Source organism: Flavobacterium foetidum (assembly GCF_004634245.1).
Classification (GTDB): Bacteria; Bacteroidota; Bacteroidia; order Flavobacteriales; family Flavobacteriaceae; genus Flavobacterium; species Flavobacterium foetidum.
The window spans coordinates 79,745-103,074 of sequence record NZ_SJTF01000014.1 but is presented as its reverse complement, the minus strand read 5'-3'; the positions used below and the strand labels follow the sequence as shown (position 1 = coordinate 103,074).

General features: G+C 34.3%; 22 protein-coding genes and 1 pseudogene. 3 read left to right on the top strand and 20 right to left on the bottom strand.

Features of this window, described 5'->3' with window-relative positions; translation table 11 throughout:
- The first annotated feature begins 121 nt into the window (after positions 1-121).
- The 3 genes from E0W73_RS17235 to E0W73_RS17225 all read left to right on the top strand — a co-directional run bounded on the left by E0W73_RS17235 (position 122) and on the right by E0W73_RS17225 (position 2,207).
- Positions 122-1,549, top strand: coding sequence for an MATE family efflux transporter (locus E0W73_RS17235; RefSeq protein ID WP_135223283.1), 1,428 nt, complete (start codon positions 122-124; stop codon positions 1,547-1,549).
- A gap of 114 nt (positions 1,550-1,663) precedes the next feature.
- Positions 1,664-1,918, top strand: a complete 255-nt coding sequence (locus E0W73_RS17230) for a type II toxin-antitoxin system Phd/YefM family antitoxin (protein WP_135223282.1) — start codon at positions 1,664-1,666, stop codon at positions 1,916-1,918.
- Positions 1,919-1,931: 13 nt separating this feature from the next.
- Positions 1,932-2,207 carry a Txe/YoeB family addiction module toxin gene (locus tag E0W73_RS17225; protein ID WP_135223281.1) on the top strand — a complete coding sequence of 92 codons (276 nt, stop codon included), beginning with the start codon at positions 1,932-1,934 and terminating at the stop codon, positions 2,205-2,207.
- 78 nt (positions 2,208-2,285) lie between these two features.
- Here E0W73_RS17225 and dusB read toward each other — a convergent pair whose 3' ends face one another.
- The 20 genes and pseudogenes from dusB to E0W73_RS17125 form a co-directional block, all read right to left on the bottom strand.
- On the bottom strand, positions 2,286-3,278 hold the full coding sequence (gene dusB / locus E0W73_RS17220) for a tRNA dihydrouridine synthase DusB (RefSeq protein WP_135223280.1): 993 nt from the start codon (positions 3,276-3,278) through the stop codon (positions 2,286-2,288).
- A 148-nt stretch (positions 3,279-3,426) separates the two neighbouring features.
- Positions 3,427-4,716 (bottom strand): phenylacetate--CoA ligase family protein, encoded by a 1,290-nt coding sequence (locus tag E0W73_RS17215; RefSeq protein WP_135223279.1) that lies wholly within the window; start codon positions 4,714-4,716, stop codon positions 3,427-3,429.
- Complete coding sequence (locus E0W73_RS17210; protein WP_135223278.1) at positions 4,713-6,377, bottom strand: C45 family autoproteolytic acyltransferase/hydolase; 1,665 nt, start codon at positions 6,375-6,377, stop codon at positions 4,713-4,715. Before E0W73_RS17210 ends, E0W73_RS17215 begins: the two co-directional genes overlap by 4 nt.
- Positions 6,378-6,383: 6 nt before the next feature.
- The gene (locus E0W73_RS17205) at positions 6,384-7,901 is read right to left on the bottom strand and encodes a phytoene desaturase family protein (protein WP_135223277.1); all 1,518 of its coding nucleotides are present in this window, start codon (positions 7,899-7,901) and stop codon (positions 6,384-6,386) included.
- A complete protein-coding gene (locus E0W73_RS17200; protein WP_135223276.1) occupies positions 7,901-11,581 on the bottom strand; it encodes a 1-acyl-sn-glycerol-3-phosphate acyltransferase in 3,681 nt (1,226 codons plus the stop codon). The genes E0W73_RS17205 and E0W73_RS17200 overlap by 1 nt, the downstream gene beginning before the upstream one ends.
- A 97-nt stretch (positions 11,582-11,678) precedes the next feature.
- Positions 11,679-12,854: a DUF2062 domain-containing protein gene (locus tag E0W73_RS17195; RefSeq protein WP_135223275.1), complete on the bottom strand. Its 1,176-nt coding sequence runs from the start codon at positions 12,852-12,854 to the stop codon at positions 11,679-11,681.
- 19 nt (positions 12,855-12,873) lie between these two features.
- Positions 12,874-13,359 carry a hypothetical protein gene (locus E0W73_RS17190; RefSeq protein ID WP_135223274.1) on the bottom strand — a complete coding sequence of 162 codons (486 nt, stop codon included), beginning with the start codon at positions 13,357-13,359 and terminating at the stop codon, positions 12,874-12,876.
- A 3-nt stretch (positions 13,360-13,362) separates the two neighbouring features.
- The gene (locus tag E0W73_RS17185; RefSeq protein WP_135223273.1) at positions 13,363-13,734 is read right to left on the bottom strand and encodes a 3-hydroxyacyl-ACP dehydratase; all 372 of its coding nucleotides are present in this window, start codon (positions 13,732-13,734) and stop codon (positions 13,363-13,365) included.
- 3 nt (positions 13,735-13,737) lie between these two features.
- On the bottom strand, positions 13,738-14,382 hold the full coding sequence (locus tag E0W73_RS17180) for an outer membrane beta-barrel protein (protein ID WP_135223272.1): 645 nt from the start codon (positions 14,380-14,382) through the stop codon (positions 13,738-13,740).
- 2 nt (positions 14,383-14,384) lie between these two features.
- Positions 14,385-14,999, bottom strand: a complete 615-nt coding sequence (locus E0W73_RS17175) for an outer membrane beta-barrel protein (protein ID WP_135223271.1) — start codon at positions 14,997-14,999, stop codon at positions 14,385-14,387.
- Positions 14,999-15,598 (bottom strand): porin family protein, encoded by a 600-nt coding sequence (locus E0W73_RS17170; protein WP_135223270.1) that lies wholly within the window; start codon positions 15,596-15,598, stop codon positions 14,999-15,001. The genes E0W73_RS17175 and E0W73_RS17170 overlap by 1 nt, the downstream gene beginning before the upstream one ends.
- A 36-nt stretch (positions 15,599-15,634) precedes the next feature.
- Positions 15,635-16,228 carry a hypothetical protein gene (locus tag E0W73_RS17165; RefSeq protein ID WP_244248501.1) on the bottom strand — a complete coding sequence of 198 codons (594 nt, stop codon included), beginning with the start codon at positions 16,226-16,228 and terminating at the stop codon, positions 15,635-15,637.
- Positions 16,229-16,235: 7 nt separating this feature from the next.
- On the bottom strand, positions 16,236-16,862 hold the full coding sequence (locus E0W73_RS17160; RefSeq protein WP_135223268.1) for an outer membrane lipoprotein carrier protein LolA: 627 nt from the start codon (positions 16,860-16,862) through the stop codon (positions 16,236-16,238).
- Positions 16,863-16,972: 110 nt separating this feature from the next.
- Positions 16,973-17,632, bottom strand: a complete 660-nt coding sequence (locus E0W73_RS17155; protein WP_244248500.1) for a polysaccharide deacetylase family protein — start codon at positions 17,630-17,632, stop codon at positions 16,973-16,975.
- A 103-nt stretch (positions 17,633-17,735) separates the two neighbouring features.
- Entirely contained in the window at positions 17,736-18,809 is a 1,074-nt protein-coding gene (locus E0W73_RS17150) for a beta-ketoacyl synthase N-terminal-like domain-containing protein (RefSeq protein ID WP_135223266.1), read from the bottom strand.
- A gap of 82 nt (positions 18,810-18,891) precedes the next feature.
- Entirely contained in the window at positions 18,892-20,088 is a 1,197-nt protein-coding gene (locus E0W73_RS17145; protein WP_135223265.1) for a beta-ketoacyl-[acyl-carrier-protein] synthase family protein, read from the bottom strand.
- Between the two features lie 82 nt (positions 20,089-20,170).
- Positions 20,171-20,428: a phosphopantetheine-binding protein gene (locus E0W73_RS17140; protein WP_135223264.1), complete on the bottom strand. Its 258-nt coding sequence runs from the start codon at positions 20,426-20,428 to the stop codon at positions 20,171-20,173.
- Positions 20,429-20,430: 2 nt separating this feature from the next.
- The gene (locus E0W73_RS17135; RefSeq protein ID WP_135223263.1) at positions 20,431-21,048 is read right to left on the bottom strand and encodes a 3-oxoacyl-ACP synthase; all 618 of its coding nucleotides are present in this window, start codon (positions 21,046-21,048) and stop codon (positions 20,431-20,433) included.
- A gap of 30 nt (positions 21,049-21,078) precedes the next feature.
- Positions 21,079-21,970 (bottom strand): annotated as a pseudogene (locus E0W73_RS17130) (virulence RhuM family protein).
- A gap of 106 nt (positions 21,971-22,076) precedes the next feature.
- Entirely contained in the window at positions 22,077-23,216 is a 1,140-nt protein-coding gene (locus E0W73_RS17125) for a beta-ketoacyl synthase N-terminal-like domain-containing protein (protein WP_135223262.1), read from the bottom strand.
- Between the last annotated feature and the right edge of the window lie 114 nt (positions 23,217-23,330).

Below are 23,330 nucleotides of genomic sequence, written 5' to 3'. Positions count from 1 at the left end.
CATATGATTGTTTCTGCCTAATCCTATTTTATTTCTTAGAATAATTAGGATACTTACGTTTTTATTTTTGAAGTTCAGATTTATGCATCTGAACCAATTTTATCATTTATCCTAAAATATCATGACAGAAACATCAATAAAGAAAAGTTTTATTTCTAAAATTTTTACCACTTTAAAACAAGCCCTAAAAGGAGACGAATCATTTGATTATACTTCCGGAAGTATAAAGAAAGCCGTAATTCTTCTAGCCATTCCAATGGTTTTAGAAATGATGATGGAATCGGTTTTTGCATTAGTCGATTTGTATTTCGTTGGGCATTTGGAAGAAAGCAGTTTTGCCATTCAGACAGTTGGTTTAACCGAATCGGTTTTAACCGTTATTTATTCGCTCGCTATCGGAATGAGTATGGCAGCCACAGCAGTTGTGGCGAGAAGAATTGGCGAAAAAGATCCTACTGCCGCCGCAAAAGCAGGAATGCAGGCAATCATTATTGCGTTTGCTGTGAATAGCGTTATGAGCATTCTCGGAATTATTTATGCAAAAGATATTCTGATTTTGATGGGATCCTCATTAGAATCAGCTGAACATGGTTACCGTTTTACACAGATTATGATTGGCTCGAGTTTATGTATCATGCTTTTGTTCTTGATAAACGGAATTTTCCGCGGCGCAGGAAATGCGGCAATAGCGATGAAAAGTCTTTGGATTGCCAATATTTGCAATATCATTTTATGTCCGATTTTAATTAATGGTTTAGGACCAATTCCTGCTTTCGGATTAATTGGTGCAGCATTGGCAACAAGTATCGGAAGAAGTATTGGAGTTTTATATCAAGTGTATCATTTATTTTTTGGAAATGGCGTTTTAAAAATTAAAATATCCTATTTCACACCCGATTTTAAACAGATAAAAGCGCTAGTAAAAATCGCCGCTCCAGGAATTTTACAATTTGTAATCGCTTCCTGCAGTTGGATTTTCCTCGCACAATTAGTAGCTACGACAGGCGGAGATCATGGTTCGGCAGGTTATCAGACTGCTCTTAGAGTGATGATGTTTTTTATACTCCCCGCTTGGGGATTAAGCAATGCTGCAGCGACTTTGGTTGGGCAGAATTTGGGAGCGAATCAAATTGAACGAGCCGAAAAATCGGTTTATACAACGGCACGGTACAATGTAATTTTCATGGCATCCATTATGATTATTACATTAGGTTTCGCCAATCCTATTATCTCATTTTTTATAGATGATAAAACAGATATCAGAATTGCGGTTGAAGCTTTACAAATAATGAGCATCGGATTTATTTTCTACGGAATCGGAATGGTTCTAATCAATACCTTTAATGGAGCAGGAGATACCTGGACACCAACTGGAATCAATTTCTGTGGATTTTGGCTTTTTCAGATTCCGATGGCTTATATATTAGCAAAACATTTTAAGATGGGGCCAACAGGAGTTTTTATTGCCGTACCGGTTGCTGAAACCGCAATTACCTTAGCGGGCATTGTCCTGTATAAAAGAGGAAAGTGGAAAAGAGTTCAAGTTTAGTGAAAGATAAAAAATGGACTTTCGATATAAAGGCTTTTTTTAGTTAAATATCTTTTTTTAAACATACATTAAAAAAACTTATACATTTGTACGTACAAAAAAACGTACTGCATCATGAAAGCAATTACAATTTCAACATTAAGAAAAAACATTAAAAATTATTTTGATGAAGTTACGGAGTCTTCAGAAATAATTGTTGTGCCAAGGAATTCTGAAGAAGATGCCGTTGTAATACTGTCTATGAAGGAGTATAATTCAATATTAGAAACACAACATTTAATGTCGACTAAAGAAAATAGAAGAAGGCTTTCAGAATCTATAGAACAAATGGAGAATGGAAAATTAAAATCTTATAATTTAGAGGACTAGTTTCTTGTTTGGTATGGATATTTGCTTTACTAAAAATGCTTGGGAAGATTTTGAATATTGGATTGAAACCGATACTGACACAGCAGTAAAAATAAAAGAATTGATAAAATCAATAAAGGAGAATCCTTTCAAAGGAATTGGAAAACCAGAGCCTTTACGACATGATTTAAAGAGTTTTTGGTCTCGAAGAATTACAGGAGAACATAGATTAGTTTATAAAGTATCCGGTACAAAAGGCATTGATCAAAAATGTATTATTTTACAATGTAGATTTCATTATGATGATTAATAATAAGTAAAGACCTTCAAATTTGAAGGTCTTTTTTGATTGTATGTCTTTGTCAAAAATTTAAAAAAACATCAAATTCTAAACAAATTCATATCCGGCATAAACCTCTTCGATTTCTTTCATGATAGCGAATAAATCTTCAGGAGCATCAGTTGTAACTAATTTTTGTTTGAATTCTTTGAAGGAATGAATTCCTTTGAAATAGTTGGTATAATGACGACGCATTTCTACAATTCCTAAACGCTCACCTTTCCATTCCATTGACCATTTTAAATGATTTCTGGCTGCTTCGACACGGTCAATAACCGTTGGAGCAGGTAAGTGCTCTCCAGTTTTAAAGAAATGTTTGATTTCGTTAAAAATCCACGGATAACCAATCGCGGCACGGCCGATCATGATTCCGTCAATTCCGTATTCATTTTTATAGTGTAATGCTTTTTCTGGGCTGTCGATATCGCCGTTTCCGAAAATAGGCATTGTAATTCTTGGGTTATTTTTTACACGTGCAATATGAGACCAGTCTGAATGACCTTTGTACATTTGTGCACGAGTTCTCGCATGAATAGTTAAAGCTTGAACACCAATATCCTGAAGTCTTTCTGCGACTTCATCGATATTGATGGAGTTTTCGTCCCAGCCCAAACGTGTTTTTACTGTAACGGGCAAATCAGTTCCTTTGATAACCGCTTTGGTCAAACGAACCATCAAATCAACATCTTTTAAAACTCCAGCTCCAGCTCCTCTGCAAACTACTTTTTTTACAGGACATCCAAAATTAATATCCACTAAATCAGGTTTTACCGTAGAAACAATTTTAGACGAAAGTTCCATCGCTTCTTCATCGCCACCAAAAATCTGAATTCCGACCGGGCGTTCATAATCAAAAATATCCAGTTTCATGCGGCTTTTTATAGCGTCGCGAATCAATCCTTCCGATGAAATAAATTCAGAATACATCATGTCTGCGCCGTGCGTTTTGCATAATCTGCGAAACGGCGGATCACTGACATCTTCCATCGGCGCGAGTAATAAAGGAAATTCGGGTAATTCTATGTTGCCAATCTTGACCATCTTCATAATTTTTTGCAAAATTACAACATTTTAGTTGAATTGGAACAATTCAAGATGCAAAGGAGCAAAGGAACAGAGGGACAAAGGTTTTCCATAGTGCTGATTAAGAGCCTTTGAAACTTTGTGCCTTTGTTACTTTGTGGCTATATTAAGAACGATAATCAAAAAATCGTATTGGTTTTCGGCTCATTGGATTAAATACCAACGGATTTACAACCTCTCTGGGAGCAAATTCAATTTTTGGCGTTACTCTCAATTTGGCTCTAAAATGATCTTTAATTTCCTGCAAAAATTCTGGAGATTGATTTTTTGCAACAATTTTAATTAGGATTTCATCTGTTCCTAAATTATTGGTTGAAATTTCGATAAGATGATTTTCGATAGAATCAAAACTGCTTAAAACATCATTCATCGCTGGTGGATAAAGTGTTGTTCCTTTGTATTTGATCATTTGTTTTTTACGTCCAAGTACTGGCCCTACACGTAAAGTATTTCTGCCGCACTCACAAGGCTCGTTGTGAAACTGAACAATATCTCCGGTTTTAAAACGCAATAACGGCATCGCTTCAATGCCTAAAGTCGTAATAGTCAGTTCGCCCGTTTCGCCATTTTTAACAGGGATGTTATTTTCGTCCAGAACTTCAACAATGATTAATTCCGGATGATGATGTCCGCCTTTACCGTGTTCACATTCTGTAAAAGCTGTGCTCATTTCCGTAGAAGCATATGTCGAAAACAATTTGATGTTCCATTTATCGGTGATTTTTTTCGACAAAATATTCATTGCAAAATCTTGTTCTCTCAAAGATTCGCCGATACAGATTGCGCCTTTAATACTTGAATTATTATAATCGATTCCGTGAATTTCGGCGTATTCAATTAATTTCAGAAGAAAAGACGGAACCGTAATTAAGTAACTCGGGTTGTATTTTAAAATCGAGTCCCACTGCATTTCAGGAATCCCTGCACCAACGCGAATCACGCCGACCTTCAGTTTACGAAGTCCTAGAAAATAGGCTAAACCAGCCATAAACTTTCTGTCGATTGTGGTCATTAATTGTACTACATCGCCTTCCGCAATTCCGGCACAGGCAAAAGAAATTGCTTCATTGTAAGCCAATCGGTCTAGATCAGAATCTGTTAAGCCGAATGTTACAGGATCACCCAGAGTGCCAGATGTTGAAGCATAATCGATAATTTTATGTTGCGGAACACACAAAAAATCATCATTATATTGCTGTAAATCTTCTTTGGTTGTAACCGGCAAAAATTGTAAATCTTCTATTGTTTTTACTTTTGAGATATCAATATTCTGTCCTGCAAAAAGTCTTTTATAAAAAGGAGAATTCTCGCTTATGTAACTTAAAAGTTCGGCTAATTTTTTTTCCTGAAAAATTTTAATTTCTTCTAAAGAATCTTTTTCTATTGCTGGAATCATTTTAATTTTCTTTTGATCTTTTTTAAATATTTTTCAATCTGTTCTTTTTCAGGCAAAGTGGTGATTTCTTTGGTCAACGCTTTTTCGAAATTAAGCCGAGCCTGCTCGAATTCTTTTTTTTGGTAAAAGTACAATCCTGCTTTATAATACACAACCCAATAATCAGGGTTTAATGATTGATAATTCTGCAGAAATTCAACAGAAATCCTTTCTTCATTAGCTAGAAGCGAATCTATTTTGCGATCTTCAGTTCTGAACTTTTTATAATTCTGAAAAGCAACTGTTTCCAGAAAAGGGTCGTTGGCAATATTCAGATTTTTGATTTGAAACGATTGGACCTCTTTTTTTCTTTTGCCAAAAACAGAATCCAAATCGTAACAGACAAATTCGCCCAATTGATACGGATTTGCAGAAACCCAGACTAATTTTTCTTTTGGTTTAAAGATGATTCCGTGATGCGCCATTAACTGATTTAAAGCTTTTTCTGAACCGTAGCCCAATTCAATATTCTTTAAACCGTTTTTGTTTCTAAGAATTTCCGAGGCGATTTCAGGATTTACTTTTTTATTTTCAGACAAAAGTTCCTGCATTCTTTCAAATCGATATTCCGAATGACTGTTTAGAATCTGCTCCTGATTTCTTTTATCATCTTTAAATGCTTCACCTTGAAAATGGTTCGAACAAATTAACTGATCGGTATTAGGAACATCGTAAACATCCATTTTATCGGGAGCAACCTCAATCAAAATCGCTTTGTTGTCATGGGCACTTCCCACCATAATCGATTCAGAAACAAAGACTTTTCTTTTTTTTGCAATGGCAATTGCTTCTTCTATATTTTGGGAGTGTTGTAAAATCTCGCGGGTCAGAATTGAAATGGGTGTTTTGGCAATAAGCGGAATTTTAGATTTCGAAGCATTGATTGTAACCGTTAGACCTTCTTCATTCATTCCAGAAACTACGCCAATCATTCCGGGCCAGGTAACCATCATAAATTTATGTCCTTGTTTCGGATTAATAAAAGCAATGATTTTATTTTCTGCGAATTCATCATTCACATAAAAATCAAAATTGCGTCCGAGGATTAGGTTGCCGTCTTCGGTTTTTTCGTTCCAAACCGCAAAAGAAGAACATCCTACCAATGCCAAATCTTGCAAAGCATGCCCAATATCGTGCGCACCATGAAGGTACAAACTACGTTGAAAACGGGGTGCAATATTATCATATTCGGTAGAAGTATATTCTGAAACACCATAAATTTCTGCCTGAAATTCGTTGGGCACATTCAGGTATAATTTTCGATTGTACCAGCCTAAAAATTTGCGTAGAATTTTCTGCTGAAAATCTGATTGTACAAAATCGGTTATTTTTGAGAAAAAAATATGCTGTTGTTTTTTAAGAAGCGAATCTGTCAACGCTCCTGTATTTAAACCAATTTCGAGCGGATCTCCTTCTGCATAAAGTTCCCACAGACCTTGCTTGTTTTTTAAAAGTGAATTATTTCCGGAAACAATAACACTGTCTGATATTTTCTGAACAACAGGTTTTGCGGCATTAAAAGTGCTGATATCCGGTTTGTGTTTTTTAGATTTTGAGGTGCCACAGGAAACCATCAGTCCTAAAAAAACAATCAAAACACAATATAAGATGCGGTTTTTCATAATCGTTTATTCAGATTCTTTATTGATTTTGTTTACCAGATATTCTTTTCCTACGATTTCAGAACACGTATTTACTGCTCCGATTGTAACACCCAAAACGCCGTGCATATTGGTACTTTGGCCTGTAAGATACAGATTTTCGAGTTTGGTTTTAACCGGAATCATTGTTTTCATCGGGTTATTAGAATCCTTAACATAACCGTACATATTTCCGTTATGTCCGCCGATGTAATCGCGATACGATAATGGAGTAGAAGTATGTATTGATTTTATGCAGTCTCTGATTCCTGGAAATCTTATTTCGATTTCATCCAAAAATTTAGCTGTTTTTCGGTTTTTAAAGTCTTCATAACTTTGACCACGGTCGCTTTCCTCAGAAGTTGTATTAAAAGTATCTGCCCACGGTTCGACATCCTTATATTTCATATAGGTTAAAAAAGTCATGCCTTCTGCCCAGATTTCTTCGTTTTTAGAAGCATTCATTGAAGCCATATAACTTTTTGGCCATGAATTTTCATCATATTCCTGAGCTGTCCAGACATCGGAACTATTCTTGAAATGATAAAAATTATGGTTGATGTATTTAAAGCTTTCGGGTTTAAAAACAATGTATAAACTAAAAGCCGAAATTACATCTTCAAGATCTTGAACACGATTAAAAAAGGCTTTTCGGAAATTTTCTTCTCCAGCCATTTTCAAAGTCGTTTTTGGTTCTATGTTTGAAATAAAAAGCGAGCCGGCAACCTGTGTCCCGTCTTTTAAATCTACTGAAACGACTTGGTTGTCTTTGACATTTAAACGGATGACTTCTTTGTACTTAAAAAATTCTCCGCCGTATTTTTTTAATTGTTTTAAAAGCTGTTTGGTAATCTGACTGCCGCCATTAATGCATCGCCATGAACTTTGAATGTACGAATTGACCGAAAGGGCATGAACGTAAAAAGGCGATTTATCTGGAATTCCGGCGTACAAAAAATTCGAACCGGCCAAGACAGCTTTTAGTTTTTCATTTTCAGTGCAGGAATCAATGATTTCTTTTGCGTTTTGCTCAAGAATTTCGGTATCGTATTTTCCTTCCCATTTTAAATTATAAAGCGGAAAAGCATCGCAGGTCTCCTGTAATTTTTTGCAATAGAGGTACAGATTCTCTTTTTCTTCGGGAAAAAATTCAGTGAGTTGTTTTACAAAATTTTCATAACCCTGCGCATGTGGATATTCGTTTGGATCGTTTCCAAATGAAATCATATCGAAACAATCTTCATCTAGTTTTTTAAGATTCAGTTGCTCGATAATATCCAGATATTTGAAATATTTATAAAGATTCTGTCCTTTTTCTAACCCTCCGATATAATGAATTCCGGTATCGAAAATCGTTTTGTCGCGAACAAAAGTCTGCAGATTTCCACCGTATTGATTGTTTTTTTCGAGTACGCAAACGCTGTAGCCTTCTTTAGCCAAAATGATAGACGAAACCAATCCGCCTAAACCGCTGCCTATAATCACTACATCGTATTGTTGCTTCATTACTTTTTCTTCAAAACAATTATGTTATTTTCTTCAGAAACTATTTCAAAATCAGAACCAATCAACTGGTTTTTTAAGGCTGGAGAATTCACTAAAATTATTGATGTTGTATTTAAGACAAGTTTTTCAATCTCATCTTTAAGGCTTTCATCAGAAATCAAAAGAATATCATATTGGTTTTCAGATGCTGATTCTAATTTGTCGAGATATATTATCTTTCTCTTTTTAAGGAAATAATTTGTTTTGGCAACCAACGTTTTTTCTTCATCATTGATAAAAGAAAATATTTTTCGCTGTGGTTCCTGCAGCGAAAGTAAGACATCCAATTGTCCGTAATCGCTTCCTAAATGAAGAATTTTAGCTTTAGTATTAATATATTTATTTAGACGATAATACGTTTCTAGATTTTGTTTTACATCTCTTTTTACTTCATTTACAATTTCGATTTCTTTATAATCATAACTGTTAACGAGCATTTTTTTGAAATATTCAGGTCCTTCAAGTTCTTCACGGATTTTGCGATATTCTGCTTTAAAAAATGTACTGATTTGTTTTGTTCGTTCGGCATAATTATTTCCATACGAAAGATTTTCAGGTGTTATTCTTTCTAAAATTGTAAGGGTGAGTGCACTTTTGTGAATTACAAAATCACCTTTTGGAATTGCTTCTGAAGCACCATGAATGACCACCGGAATAATATCCAGATTGAATTCTTCTGCCAAAAAGAAAGCACCTTTGTGGAATCGTTTGATAACATTGTTTTCTGAACGCGTTCCTTCTGGAAAAACCATTAAAGAATAACCTTCCTCTACTTTTTTACGGAGATGTTCTACACCGCCTTCGATACCTTCAGAAACCGGATAAAAACCTGCTTTTCTAACAAGACCGCCAAAAATAGGAGAATTGTAAACCCAGTCGCTTACCAAGAAAATAATTTTTGGACTCAACATTCCGATGGCGAGAATATCTACAAATGACGAATGATTCGCAATTATTATCGCTGGCTTTTTGAAAGTTTCATGGTAATTGTTGATCACATTTTTGCTGATAAAAGGATTGGAATACAATACCGATTTCATCAATTTTGAAACAACGTATCGGAATCCCTTCATTTTTGTTTTCGCTTTAAGCGGAATAATTGGCAGTAGGGTAAAACTGAAAATCGACATTACAATACCGCTCAAGCCATAAAAAGTGAACGACAGCACACCGTGAATAAAAGTTCGTAATTTGAATGGCGGATTTCCTTTTTTAGGACGATTCGACAAAAATAACTTGAACAAAATCGGATAAAAAATGAAAGTAATAATCAAGGCTGCAAAAACTCCGATAAGTGAAACCGATGAAATAGAAGTCAGTGCGGGATGTTTGGCAAAAATCATTGCGCCGATTCCTAAAATGGTCGTGATTACTGCCAGAATAATTGAGGTTCTGTAAATGGCAATTTCATTTTTTCCGTTGGTATATTCTTTTTGCAAAGCGCTGGTCATGAAAATACTAAAATCGACTCCGTGACCAAAAATTAGTGTGCAGACAATCATACTGAATATATTCATCTGAATGCCAAAAATACCCATAATTCCCGCAGTTACAATTCCGGTCAATGCGATTGGAATACAGCTGATGATTACCAATTCTATTCTTCTAAAAAAGAAAAACAGAATAAGAACGACAGCGATAAAAGAATAATTGACCAGCGAATTAAAATCGGTTTTCAAAGTGCTGAAAAAAGTTTCATTCATCTGCTGACGATCAATCGCAATCAGATTTTCTTTGGCAGAAGCCGATTTAACAAAAGCATCACGTTGTTCTGGAGATACTTTCACCAAAGTTGAAATCGTATAAAAACCGTTTTTTTCGGTTACAAATTCCTTTAGCTGCAGCGCTTGAATTTTTAAATATTCATCAGCCATGATTGGTTGAAAATCAAAATCGAGACGATCAAAAAATTGCGAGTAGGTGGTAGGCTTAAATCCGAGTTTAGCACCTTCGGCAATTAATTCTGATTTTAGGAATTGTTTTTTTTGAGAATTCCAGAACGAATTCCATTTTTCAATTTTTTGTCGTTGCGCATCCTGAGCAATCATGATGCCGCCTACAGAACTGAAATTCAGTATTTTATTCTTGTTTTTTTCGTTCGATAAATCTGCAAAAAGATGGCTGTTGTGATGTAAAGCTTCATCAAGGCTTTTTCCGTACGAAGCCAGATAGATAGTTTTAGAGGTTAAGCTTGTGCTTTCTTCCAATTGTTTTTCGGCAGCCTTGATTTCCTTCGGAACAAAATTCAGCTGTGATAAATCGTTATTAAAACCGACATCGTTATAAGTAAAACAGCAGATAATCGTAATGATAACGCAGAATCCGATTAAGAATTTATTATTATGAAATGAAAAATGAGCCATTTTATCAATGACATTTTTCTTGTGTTCAGCCTGGTTTTCTTTTGGTTTGTACAAATGTGGCACAATCAAAAGAGAGAACACTGCCGAAGCCATAACAATTACGGCAGCGAAAATTCCGAGATCATTTAGTGCGTCAGATTTTACAAATAGGAGACATAAAAAAGCAACAGCCGTGGTAGAGCTGCTCATTATAACCGGCATCGTAATGTCTTTGTACAACGTTTTTACATCACTATTATGTTTGTAATGTGTAAGAATATGAATCGAATAATCAATCGTGATTCCCAATAAGATAGATCCGATTCCGAGCGAAATTGCCGAAATCTGTTCTCTGACAAAATATAAAAATGCAACAGCAAACAAGCCTCCAAAAACTGTAGGCAGAAAAATGATTAACGGAATCAAAATTTTTCTGTAAAACAAAATCAGAATCAGCATTAAGGTAAACATTGCGATTGAGGTTGTCAAAACAATATCGCTTTTGATTTGTTTCGCATTGGCGGCCGCAATTAACGCTGATCCAAAATAACTTACAGATGTTTTTCCCTTAAACTGTTTATTTAGATTTTCCTGAATCGATTGCAGCTTTTCGGAAAAAATGCTGTTTTTTTCAGTTTCGCTAGATGAAATGTCAGAGGTCAAAAAAAGCAACAGTTTCTTTTTGTCTTTGGTCATTACAAAACCATTGTCGAGCGTAAAATCGTCGCCAATATTTAGCTGCTGTAGTTTTTTTAGGGCAATAAAAGAAATTCCAAGTGGATCCTGAAGAATAAAATCTTTGGTTATAAATCCCGATGGAGAGATAATCGATTTATAATTTCCTTGAACTGTTGCTGCAATACTGTCTTTTTGCAGTTTGTTTTCGATAGCTGCATAATCTTTATCGTCAAGAAAAAGAGGCAGATTGTTGTAAACAAAATCAATGGTTTCTTGAATATTTTCTTCGTCGATTTTTCCCTGAATTCCGCTAATGTAAGGTTGGCAAGATTTAGAAACACTGTCTGAAAAAACAGCTGCCATTTCTTTTAAATCTTCGGAAGAGCCATTTTTTTCGAGCGAAAAAATAACGGTGGTTTTATCGGCAAAATTGAGCTGTTTTAAAACTTTTGCCGTAACATCTGCTTTTTCGTTTGCTGGAATAAGCTTGGTAATGTCTTCTTCAAATTTAAGCTTCGAAGCAAAAAATCCGAAAATCAAAAGCATCAAAAAAGCCAATAGTACCGAAAGAGATTTTCTTCGATTTACAAATAAATGAATGGCGTAGAAATATTGATGCATGGATTTTTATTTAAAATTTTTCCGCCACGAATTTCACAAATTTTCCCGAATTGATTGGTGTTAATTTGTGAAAATTACGACAAGAAATATAAATTAATTAATGCGTTTTTTTGCTAAATGCAGTTAAAAGCAAATAACTTATAAAGCCAACTGATAGCGCTGAAACGGATGCTAAAATAAGACTTCCGACGATATATTGGGCAGCATTTTTCTGAATATCGTCAAGTGTCATCGAGCTATCTAGAAATAAAGGTCCGTCTGAAGGAATAAAAAGGCTTCCAATCTGCAAAGAGCCATAAATAATAAAGGGGATAAAAGGAGGAAAACTCACATTTGAGAACAGAAAAGCAATGACTTTGTTGAGCCTAAAAAGCGCAGCAAGAGTAAAAAGAAGTACTGTTTGAAAACCCCAGAAAGGAGATAGGCCGATAAAAATTCCTAAAGAGATTGCAGCTGATTTTTTGAAATTAGAATCGCTGCTTTCTAAGACATCTTCTAGAAAAAATTTTTTAAGGCCTTTTTTTTTTGCTTTCCTAAAGAAATCACGTGGTTTTATATACAATAAAGCATTGGTTACCAAAACAGTATTCAAAATACTGATTCGAGTAAAATCTCTGAAAGGGCGAAAATGAGAAACACGTTCTGCTGGGTCGTACAAGACCTTGATCGGAATATTTTTTACCAGAATTCCTTTCCACGCAGCACGTACAATTACTTCAATTTCGAACTCAAATTTATTGGTGTAAAATTGTTTTGGAAGCAGTCGCAACGGATACAACCTAAAACCAGATTGTGTATCCTGAAGCTCAATGCCAGTTTCGAACTTAAACCAGAAATTAGAAAATTTGTTGCCGAAACTGCTTTTCTTAGGCACATTTTCCTGTGTCATATTTCGGCTTCCAATTAAGAGTGAATTGGGAGCAATTTGAATTTCCTCAATGAAACCTGGAATATCCGATGCAAAATGCTGACCGTCAGAGTCAATTGTGATGGCGTATTCGAAATTCAGTTCAAGGGCTTTTCTAAAACCATTTCTTAGCGCTCTACCTTTTCCTAAATTTTTAGGATGATGAATTTGCGTAAGCTGTGAATATTGTTTTAGGATTTCACTGGTTTCATCTGTCGAGCCGTCATTTACAATAATGACATTTGAAGTGAAATCTAAAATAGAATCCAGCACTTTTTTCAATGTTTTCTGATTATTATAAGTCGGAACAATAATGCAGAAAGACGTTGAATCGAGCAGATTCTGCTGAGATAAAATAGGTTTCATTGAGGGTTTTTTCTAAGGCTTATTTCACAAACTGTTTCTCTTTTTCAGAGAAGCTTTTAGATTGCAAAACAAAGTCTTTTAGATATTCTTTCAAAGCACCAGTATGCGCTGCATAGTGAGCTGTGATGAATTTCTTGTCTTCTTTAATATTTTTTTTGTACCCTGTAATAGCAGGAACATCTTCCTGAATACTCAGTCTGATCATTCTCATTTCTATGTTGCTTGGGTCGCTTTTAATAGTGGCTTCCAAAAGTTTCGCTCCTTCTTTAAAGCGTTCGATTTTTTCGCCTATTTTTTTTTCGAATTTAGAGTCTACTAAAATCGAAGCCGCTTTGTAGGCTACCAGGATTTTTTCGTCGTTATTCGAAATGCCAGCAAGTTTGTCAATAAATTCTTTTGCGTTGGCTTCTGATTTTGCAACATCAGGATAAATCTTTCGGATCGATGCCAAATCTGGAGTGCTGGCAAAATTGATCCATAAAAGTAATGATACTAGTAATTTCATAATTTACAATTTTTTATACACATTGCTTAATTTTAAAGCGATGGTTTCGTTAAAATATGTGGTGTTTTTCACCTTTACCAAATCATCTTCTGTGTTTGTAATGTCAAGTTCCACAACCAGCTCAGGAGTTAAATCCGGATTTATTAATGCCATGAATTTTACATTCGTAAGCGTTTGAATAAGCAGCGAACTTTTTGTTACTGACTCTGTAAGTTCCTTAATAATCTGAATCATGCAAACGCCCGGCATAATAGGGTTTCCTGGAAAGTGACCATTAAAAACCTCGTGTTTGGCATTAACTAATATACGAAAATTATATTTAGTATCCCCTGTTTTTTCTTCTGAAAGTACTTTGTAAAAGTCTTTTAAAACCATAATTTATTTTTTTCCAAATGTGTATGCTACTCCAAATTGAAACACCAAGTTATTGCTGTCGCCGTTTTCGTCATAATAATTAGTAAAAGAATTCAGAAATCCTTTTTTTACTCTTGCTTCAAATGCGATACCATTTTTTAAGCTGTATCCTAATCCACCAATAATTCCAAAATCGATATCATCGCCTTTGTTAAAATTATATTCTTTAGATTGTGGATTTGCTTTAATGTCATCTGCAATCAAAATATCAGCAAAAGGTCCGGCTAATACATAAAAATCTTCTGTAAAATTGAATTTATTTATCGTAAGTGCCGAAATATATTGCAAAGAAACATCTACTGTTCCGCTGTCGGAAGTAGTAGTATATGAATTTGTTACGGGATTATAAGTGGTTGTGGTACCCATACTGGTTGTTCCTTTTCCTCCTTGTCTTGAATAGTTTAATTCTGGTTGAAGGGTGTAGACTTTTCCCAACTTTAAAGCTCCAAAACCACCAATATAAAAATCTGTTTTATTGCCTAGATCAGTGTTGGTTAACTTGGATAAATTGACTCCGGCATGAATTCCGGGTCTAAAAGATACTTGAGCTTGTGTTTTTACAAATGCTAAAAAAAACAGTGTGATTATCACTAAATTTTGTCTATTCATATTTATTTTGCTTTAAATGAGTAACTAATTCCAATTTGAAAATTTATATTGGTGTTGTAATCGCCAAAAAGATAATGATCGTTGGAGTCATTAGTATAATAATCGCTATCTAGAATATCTAAGAAACCTTTTTTAAACCTCGCCTCAAAAGCAAGACCACTAGGCATTCTGTATCCTAATCCTAGATTAAAGGCGATATCATTATAATTTTTTCTAAGTACTAAATTATCATTTAAGCGAACATCTAAAGAGGGCCCGAATAGAACTTGAAAACCCTGTCCAAATGTAAATTTATTAATCATTGAAATAGATAAATAATCTAGTTTTAAATCAAGATGTTCTACGCTTTGAGTGTTGGTTTCGGGATTAGTATAATTTCTAGCAACATTGTTGGATCCTTGCCTAACATAATTTATCTCAGGTTGAAGAGCGTATTTTTTGGTCAAATTAATTTCTCCAAAACCTCCAAAATAAAAATCAGGTCGGTAGTTGGCGTGCATTTCTGAGATTGTCGATAAAGACAAACCTCCTCTTAAACCCGGTTTAAAGTCTTGGGCGTGAAGATTTGCGATGGCGAAAAAAATAAATAGAATTAAGGTTGATTTTTTTGACTTCATTATTTTGTTTTAAAAGTATAGCTGATTCCGATTTGAAAAACATTGTTTAGAATAACATCTTCATAATAATAATCGTCATCTAATCCGTTGTAGCCATAAATATCAATTAATCCTTGTTTAAATCTGGCTTCAAAAGTTAAACCGTTTGGCAGCGTATATCCGACACCGCCGATTAAACTAAAGTCTACACTTGCAGGATTATAATCGTACTCAGGAAAATTATCATCTGTTTTGATATCTAACGATGGACCAGCCAATATATGAAAGCCTTTTCCGCCAAAATGATACTTAGCCACTGCGCCAACCGATAAATAGTTTAATTCGTATTTTACATTACGTGATCCAAATCCTCCAACAGCATATTCTCTAACTTCTGCACCTTGTCTAGAATAAATTACTTCTGGCTGTAAAGTAAAATATCTATTGAATTTTATCGCGATTAATCCCCCAGCATAAAAATCTGTTTTTGGATCGCTTGATTCAAAATTAGAAAAATTAGAAATATTTAAACCTCCCTTAAGCCCGGGGCTTACGGTAACTTGTGCGTGCGATTTTAGAAAACCGATAAAAACAAATGCAATTACAATAAATTTTCTCATTTTGATTTGATTTAGAGTTTAGGATTAGTTTAAATTCTATTCTGATTTTAAATAGTTGAACTCGATTTTGAGCTTTATGTTTTGATGTAAAATTTGAATTTTCTCAGCAAAAATATTGTTTTCTGAATTGAAAAGCAGTGTAAATTTTTCTTTTGTTTTGGATGAATGAACGATCTTTTCTAATTTTTGGTCTTTTTTGGATAAGAAGATATAATTATCGCGATTGCCGTCTGCCGATTTGTAAATGTCTGCCGATTCATTCTCAAATTGTTCCTGAATCTGGTATTCCTTTTTTAAAAGCAGACGAAAATCTTCCTTTAAAGTATTGATCAGTATTTTTCGGTCTAATTCTGAAACGATAGAATTGACTTTGAAATCGTTTTCCGAAATCTCAAAATCCATTAATTTATTACCGAATTCTGTCGTAAAAACAATTCGGTGCGTGGTGTCGTTTATTTTTTTGGCAATAAAAATTCCTGACAATTCATTTCCGTAAACGCTTATGTTGGCTTTGTAAACATAATCGGTTTTTGAATCAGTAAAATAGGGAACCGTATAAGACGTCTTGTCTAATTTTTTAGGAACATAATTTTTTGTGACCGAACCACAAGAAATTAAGATGACTGCCAAAAAGCAATTAATTAGTAAAAACTGAATCGTCGATTTTTGCATTGATTACTTTATTTTTAAGTACAATTCGGGTATAATCTTCAGATGATTCAAGAAGTCTTACCTGAACTACGGTTGCTTCTTCTTTGTCAAAAGTAAGCTCTATCTGTTTGATGTATTTTTTGAGCGCAGCATCTTTCGGAATAAATTTAGCCAGATTTTGTCCTTTAAGCTTGAAATACGAAATCGTAAATTCTTTGTCGTCAAACATATTACCGCTCACGCTTCCGATAATCAACTTGTTAATTCGTGAAAAGATTTTACTGTTTCCAATATCGACAGCGCTTTTTTTACCTTCGTCGTTGATCAGGATTTTTCCGTTTTTAAAAGTAATGCTATAATTATAAGGTTTTTTATACTGCCATTGTAAAAGGGCTGGTTCCTTAAAAACCATTTTTCCCGAAGTTTCAATGTCTTTCGATAGAAAATCTAAATGTTTGTACTGAACAAAATCGGTACTCAGGGTTTTGATTTTTTTGGCTACGAGATTTACTTCTTCTTTAAACTGCGTTATTTCTGCAGAGGTCATTTTTTGCTCTTGTGCAAACAAACTGCCTGAAATAAAAAGAATTAGAAATGCTATTTTAGTTTTCATATTTGTCAAAATTGTGCTTAGTATTGTTTTGCGAATACACCCATTTTCACGAATTTTAATTTAACAGATCCATTTTATCGGTGTCTTCGTGTAAGCTGTTTTATCCGCATTCAATTATCATAAGCTTTAAGATTCAAAAGTTCTTCGATTGAAACGACTTGATAATTATGTTGCTGCAAAAATTGCAAAAACTGTTCCAATACCAAAACCGAATGTAATGCCGTATCGTGCAAAAGTACAATTCCGCCGGGAGAAACACGTTTAGTTATCCGTTTTAAAATCAAATCCTGATTTTTAGTGCCGCCGTCGAGCGAGCGAATATTCCAACCAATAACTTTATGTCCGGTTTTTTTTAAAGCCCTCCTGATCGAAGGAGTGGTAACTCCGTATGGAGGACGAAAAAAATTTATTTTTCCGGGAGTGAATTTTTCCAGCAACAAATCGGCCTTTACGAGTTCTTCTCTTATTTTGTCTTCATTGTAAAAATCGAAAAATTTAGAATGCGAATAGGAATGATTTCCAACCAAATGTCCTTCGGCTATCACTTTTTGAATTATTTCCGGATGGGCTTCAATATTTTTGCCAATGCAGAAAAATGTAGCTTTGGCGTTGTATTTCTTTAAAAGATCTAAAACTTCCAAAGTATAAATACTCGGACCGTCATCAAAAGTAATGGCGATTTTTTTTTGTGTTTCAAACCTGTTATTACAGTAGGCTTTTACGTGGTAATTGGAAGAAATTATCGATGATCCGACCGCATTTATTCCCATCCATATTAAAACTATTCCTAAAAACCAGAGAAAATTTATTGTTACATAAAAATTCAGAACATTCAGAATCAGTAAAATAAAGATAAAAAATATCGATATGTTTTTATGCGTTATCATTTTGAAGCAGCGTAAAACTATGATTTTTTCCGTTCAGCTGATTGTATAATAAGACGGTTTTATAAACAGGTTTTGTAACCGAATTTACTTTTACGATTTCTGGAACTTCCTGATTTTTCAATATTTTAGAAGCCATCCAAAAACCAAAAGCCGAAGCCGTATCATATTCACCACTCAAATGTTTGTAATATAGAACAGTTGTCTCAGCAAAAGCATTTTGAGCTAGATTTCTATAATAATTTTCGAAAGTCGCATTTCCGTCAAAACCTAAAACGACAGCGTCAATATCTGAAACGTCTAAATGATTTGATTTTAAGAAAGATTTTATGGCAGGTTCAACTTCATTTTCTTCCAAAGTATTTATGAGAGAAATGTCGAGAAGTTCTGCATATGTATTTTCTTTTTTTTCGTTTTCTAAAACAAAAAAACTAGCACCTTCTCCGTAAACAGCACCACTTGTTTCAGAATTTAAAACATCGTAAGGAGCATTGTTATCTTGTTTGATTCGGCCGTTTAATTTGAAAAGGGCAGTAGTATAATCGCCATTTTCGTCAACACCGCCAACTAAGATAGAATCTGCTTCGTTTTCTTCAATCTGCATTTTCGCATCCAAAAGAGCCGATTCAAAAGAAACAGCACCATTTACGTAAGTAAAGTTATAGCCTTTGCATTGCTGTAAAAGAGCAATCTGCGCTCCCACAGTATTATGGGTAGATTGAATAAAAGAAGTCGGAGTTAAAAATTCTTCATTATTGTCTAGAATGCCTTTTAGGAATTTCTCAGAATCTTCGATGCATCCTAAACCGGTTCCGGTAATAATGGCGTCCACTTTTTCTACGTTAGCATCTTTCATGGCTAGAGCAGAAGCAACAATGCCATTTTTTACGCCCTTTGCCATTCGTCGGCTTGCTGCAGGCGAAATGTATTCTTTGTACGCAGGCGTTACAATTGCAAACACATTTTCATCATGATTAACAACAGCTTCTTCTAAAAAAACAGTATCAAATGTTTTTTGAGTTGAAATACAGCCTACTCCATTTATATATGTTTTTTTTGTCATACGAAGATTATATTGTTTTTTTTAAGGAATATGGTATCGCCGTTCTTCATTTTGTTTTTTATTGGGAATCTTGGCGATTTCATTAGCTTTTAGAAAATATAAGTGTTGAACAATTTCCTCCAAAACCGAAAGAGTTAGATAAAACGTGTTCGATATTTTTGTTTTTTAAGGTAGTTTGCGGTTTCAAATCAAATTCTTCCATTTGGGTTTCAAAATTCAGATTTGGATACACCACGTTATTCTGTATCGCCAAAACACTGTAAACAGCTTCGATTGCGGCTGCAGCTGCCAAAGTGTGGCCTGTAAAAGGTTTTGTTGAGCTAAAATCAGGAACTTTTTCTTCACCGTAAATTCGGTTTATGGCACGTCCTTCAGACAAATCGTTATTGGGAGTAGCCGTTCCGTGTACATTGATATAATCTATTTGTGAAGGTTGTAAGCCCGAAACTTCAAAAGCTTTTTTCATGGCAAGAAATGCGCCGTCTCCATTTTCTGAAGAAGCGGTCTGATGAAAAGCATCGTTGGCATTTCCGTATCCAGAAACTCTTGCCAGAACTTTCTTGTTTTGCTTTGCCACCAAATCATCTGATTCTAAAACCAGATAAGCAGCAGCTTCTCCAAGATTTAATCCTTTTCGGTTATTGTCAAAAGGTTTGTTGTAATCGTCAGATAAAATCATCAAAGTCTTAAATCCGTTGATGGTGAATTTAGCCAAAGCATCTGCACCACCTACAATCACTCGGTCTAGTTTACCGGTTTTAATAAGCCTTGCGCCCAGCATAATCGAATTTGCTGCAGAAGAACAAGCAGTGCTAATTGTGGTAACCATGCCTTTTAATCCTAATTCTTCAGCAATTTTTTCTGCTACATCTCCGCCGTCATGACAGGTAATGTATTTTACCAATTCCGGTTTTTCGAAATAATCGTAATAATATTTTTCGGTCATGTCCATACCTCCAACACTGGTTGCAGAAATTAGCCCGGTTCTGAATTCGTTTATAGACGTAATCCCGGCATTTTGAACAGCTTGCTTGGCTGCCAAAGTACCGATCATTGCAGTTCTAGAAAAATTATTACTGTCATTTAATTGCAATGCTGCGATCAGCTCTTCATTGGTTTTTTTGATTTCACCAACTTTAATCACATTTGCATGAATGGTTGAAATATTTTGAATTTCAGAGACACCGATTTTATTTTCGATTAGCGAAATGTAATTTTCTTCGACTGAATTTCCAATCGCAGAAATAATTCCCATTCCGGTTATGGCAACACCTTTCATCTAATTTTAGATTTATGATTTTAGATTTTAGATTTGAACTTTGTCAAAGGTTCAGACTTTGACAAAGTTGATTGGATGGAAACTATTTCGTTCTGTTTGCGTCAATATACGCAGCCATAGTTTCGATAGATTGAAAAATAGATTTTCCTTCTTTCGGATCAACTAATTTAATTCCGTAATCTTTATCTAAAATCACGATCAATTCAAGTGCATCAATCGAGTCTAAACCTAAACCGTCTCCAAACAATGGATCGTTATCTGCAATATCTTCAACTGCGATATCTTCCAGGTTAAGAGTAGTAATGATTTTGTTTTTTAATTCTGCTTTTAATGCTTCCATGATTATTTATTGTATAATGTATTGATTGTTTCGTTTTTAAACTCTGTTTTTTCTTCTGTACCGAGGGTGCAAAGAAAAGCTTTATAATTGTCATTAAAAAATTCTACCCATCCGCATAAAACCATATCTGCTTTATTCGTATTCAGAAGAATACTAGAATAATTGGACATGAATTCGGTATTAAAGGTGTCAAATATAAAGAAAGAATTTTCACTTTTCAGCTGATGACGGATACTTATTTCGCCCAAACAAATATTTGGCAGCGTGTAAACAAAGATTGCTGGGCTCGGAAAATAGTTTTCTTTGTCTGAAATTGATTCCTGATGTTTGACATCGGTATCTAAACTTGACGATTTATTAGCCAAAATCAAAGCAATATTATTTTCTTTTTCTTCTGATGTTATCGGACTCAAAAGCAGTTCTGCACCAAGAAAAGCCAATTTGCTCAAAGCATCCATTTTAAAAAACTTTGGATATTGCATTTCAAAATGACGATACGCTTGTTTCGAGAAATCGCTAAAATCGGTTGGCTCGATTTTAAAAACAGAAGTTCCGTCGAGAACAATTTCGTTGTTTTCGATTTTGATATAAGATTGTATGTTGGTTTTGTTTTGAGTCATTTAATTAAGGAGGAATGATGATATGTTGTTTTATCTTCTGATTTTCTTTATTTCTTTATCAAAATCCGAAATTATTTTTTGAGTTTTATTAAACTCATCATATTCTTTAATCGCTTTTTTATCTGCTTGAAGTTTCGAGATTCTGCCTTTTCCTTCTAATATTTTGTATTCATTGAAAGAAAGAAATTTATTAACACTTTCAGCTAATTGTTCCATAGTAAAAGTATTTTCTCTTTCGATTAAACCTTCTATAATCAAAATAGCCTGTAACTGTTCTCTCTAATTGATTAATTTCTTTTTCTTGTAAATAATTTTTGGCGACAATTACGTCAGATTTTATGATTCTTCCTTCTGGAGCATTTTTCCAAGTGGTAAGCCCCATATTGTCTTTCTTTTTGTCCACAAGTTTATGAATGATTTCTGCAGCCGTATTTCCAGTTATAGCAAAGTGAAATTTATTTTGAACCATAGCATAAAAATTCTTTGTTATATCCGAATTTCTATCATAATCAATACTACATTCTGCGAAAATATCACTTACTTGTTGGTAAATTCGACGTTCGCTGGCTCGGATTGAACGTACTCTACGTAGTAATTCTTTGAAATAATCTTTACCAAAAACGGTTTGTCCTTGTTTTAGACGTTCATCATCTAAAATAAATCCTTTTATTATATATTCTTTTAAGGCTTGTGTAGCCCAGATTCTAAATTGTGTCGCTTTTGTTGAGTTTACTCTATAACCTACTGATATAATGACATCAAGATTATAAAATTTTTGATTTCTGGAAACTTGACGATTGCCTTCAAGTTGAACTTGTAAAATTTCTTTACAAGTTGAATTTTCTTCTAATTCTCCTGTTCCAAAAATATTTTTTAAATGTGTTGTAATGTTTTGAGTTGTAGTATCAAACAACTCACTCATACCTTTTTGTGTAAGCCAAATAGTTTCATCTTGCACAATTACATCGACCCTAACATTTCCGTTTGGGTTGTTATAAATTATAAAATTTGTTTCATTATTTTCCATTTCATTTCATCTTTTCAAAAACCACAGCCGTATTACAACCTCCAAATCCAGAAGCCGTTTTCAAAAAATATTCAATAGTTGCTTCTTCATTTTTCTCAATCACATTGATAGTTTCGCTAACTCCAATTTCATCAAAACCTTTTGATTCAAAAAGCGTATTTTGATTGGCAGATTCTATTGCGATTACTGTTTCCAATAATCCCGAAGCTCCTAAGGTATGACCGTAAAAACCTTTTAAACTATTTACAGGAACGTTTTGTAAACCTAAACGATTTAAAGCAATTGCCTCCATTTCGTCATTATAAGGAGTTGCCGTTCCGTGGGCTGAAATATAATCTAATTTTTGCTTGTCAATTTGAGCTTCTTTCAAAGCATTCTGAATACTCAAAAACAAACCTTCACCTGTTCTTGACGGTCCCGAAATATGATTCGCATCGTTTATAGAACTGTCGCCGATGATTTTTATTTTGGCAGTTGCCGGATTCGCCGAAACTAAAACTGCTGCGGTTGCTTCGCCTAAACTTACTCCAGTTCTGTTTTTAGAATACGGTTTGCAAGGAAGTTCGCTCATGGCCTGAAAAGCATTAAAACCAGACAAAACAAATTCTGAAACTTCATCGCCCGCTGCTACAAAAACATTATCGTAAAGCCCTGACTGGATCATTCTTTTAGCAATTGAAACGGCTAAAATTCCAGAAACGCAGGCATTTGAAACTACGATTGGCTGTGTCTGAAACCCGAAGAAATCTGAAATGTTTTTCGCCAAAACATCTAAATGTGCGTTGTTGAAACTTTCTTCAGAATTGTCTCTTAAAGCCGTTACATTTCCTTTTGTAGTAGAAAGTAAAAAGGCAGTTTTTGAATTTAATTCGACTTTAGAATTTTTGATAATCGGTTCTAAAGCCAGAATCATCATTTTTTCTAAACGAGAATATTGGGTTTCATCACTGATTTTTGAAAAAGCACTGTTTATTTTTTCATCTGAAATGATAGACGCATAAAATGAATTCGGCATCAAAGAAATGTCATTATGAATCTGAATGCCCGAATCGCCGCGAAGAATCGCTTCAACATTTGATTCAACATCAAAACCTAAAGGCGTGATACAATTTGTTTCTGTAATGTAAATTTCTCTTAACATTTTATGATTCTCGATTTCTCCTGCAAGGTTTCCAAAAACCTTGTAGGTATGTTTTTATTTAAAAGCTTTATCTTCAAAAATGGTTTCAAACAGATTTGTATCAATCTTAATTAT

Bases quoted from the DNA above. Each gene is read 5' to 3' on its own strand.
- E0W73_RS17170 (WP_135223270.1), bottom strand. From the start codon at position 15,598: ATGAGAAAATTTATTGTAATTGCATTTGTTTTTATCGGTTTTCTAAAA.
- E0W73_RS17195 (WP_135223275.1), bottom strand. From the start codon at position 12,854: ATGAAACCTATTTTATCTCAGCAGAATCTGCTCGATTCAACGTCTTTC.
- E0W73_RS17145 (WP_135223265.1), bottom strand. From the start codon at position 20,088: ATGAAAGGTGTTGCCATAACCGGAATGGGAATTATTTCTGCGATTGGA.
- E0W73_RS17230 (WP_135223282.1), top strand. From the start codon at position 1,664: ATGAAAGCAATTACAATTTCAACATTAAGAAAAAACATTAAAAATTAT.
- E0W73_RS17125 (WP_135223262.1), bottom strand. From the start codon at position 23,216: ATGTTAAGAGAAATTTACATTACAGAAACAAATTGTATCACGCCTTTA.
- E0W73_RS17160 (WP_135223268.1), bottom strand. From the start codon at position 16,862: ATGAAAACTAAAATAGCATTTCTAATTCTTTTTATTTCAGGCAGTTTG.
- E0W73_RS17200 (WP_135223276.1), bottom strand. From the start codon at position 11,581: ATGCATCAATATTTCTACGCCATTCATTTATTTGTAAATCGAAGAAAA.
- E0W73_RS17155 (WP_244248500.1), bottom strand. From the start codon at position 17,632: ATGGGAATAAATGCGGTCGGATCATCGATAATTTCTTCCAATTACCAC.
- E0W73_RS17180 (WP_135223272.1), bottom strand. From the start codon at position 14,382: ATGAATAGACAAAATTTAGTGATAATCACACTGTTTTTTTTAGCATTT.
- E0W73_RS17190 (WP_135223274.1), bottom strand. From the start codon at position 13,359: ATGAAATTACTAGTATCATTACTTTTATGGATCAATTTTGCCAGCACT.
- E0W73_RS17185 (WP_135223273.1), bottom strand. From the start codon at position 13,734: ATGGTTTTAAAAGACTTTTACAAAGTACTTTCAGAAGAAAAAACAGGG.
- E0W73_RS17150 (WP_135223266.1), bottom strand. From the start codon at position 18,809: ATGACAAAAAAAACATATATAAATGGAGTAGGCTGTATTTCAACTCAA.
- E0W73_RS17135 (WP_135223263.1), bottom strand. From the start codon at position 21,048: ATGACTCAAAACAAAACCAACATACAATCTTATATCAAAATCGAAAAC.
- E0W73_RS17210 (WP_135223278.1), bottom strand. From the start codon at position 6,377: ATGAAAAACCGCATCTTATATTGTGTTTTGATTGTTTTTTTAGGACTG.
- E0W73_RS17140 (WP_135223264.1), bottom strand. From the start codon at position 20,428: ATGGAAGCATTAAAAGCAGAATTAAAAAACAAAATCATTACTACTCTT.
- E0W73_RS17215 (WP_135223279.1), bottom strand. From the start codon at position 4,716: ATGATTCCAGCAATAGAAAAAGATTCTTTAGAAGAAATTAAAATTTTT.
- E0W73_RS17225 (WP_135223281.1), top strand. From the start codon at position 1,932: ATGGATATTTGCTTTACTAAAAATGCTTGGGAAGATTTTGAATATTGG.
- E0W73_RS17205 (WP_135223277.1), bottom strand. From the start codon at position 7,901: ATGAAGCAACAATACGATGTAGTGATTATAGGCAGCGGTTTAGGCGGA.
- dusB (WP_135223280.1), bottom strand. From the start codon at position 3,278: ATGGTCAAGATTGGCAACATAGAATTACCCGAATTTCCTTTATTACTC.
- E0W73_RS17175 (WP_135223271.1), bottom strand. From the start codon at position 14,999: ATGAAGTCAAAAAAATCAACCTTAATTCTATTTATTTTTTTCGCCATC.
- E0W73_RS17235 (WP_135223283.1), top strand. From the start codon at position 122: ATGACAGAAACATCAATAAAGAAAAGTTTTATTTCTAAAATTTTTACC.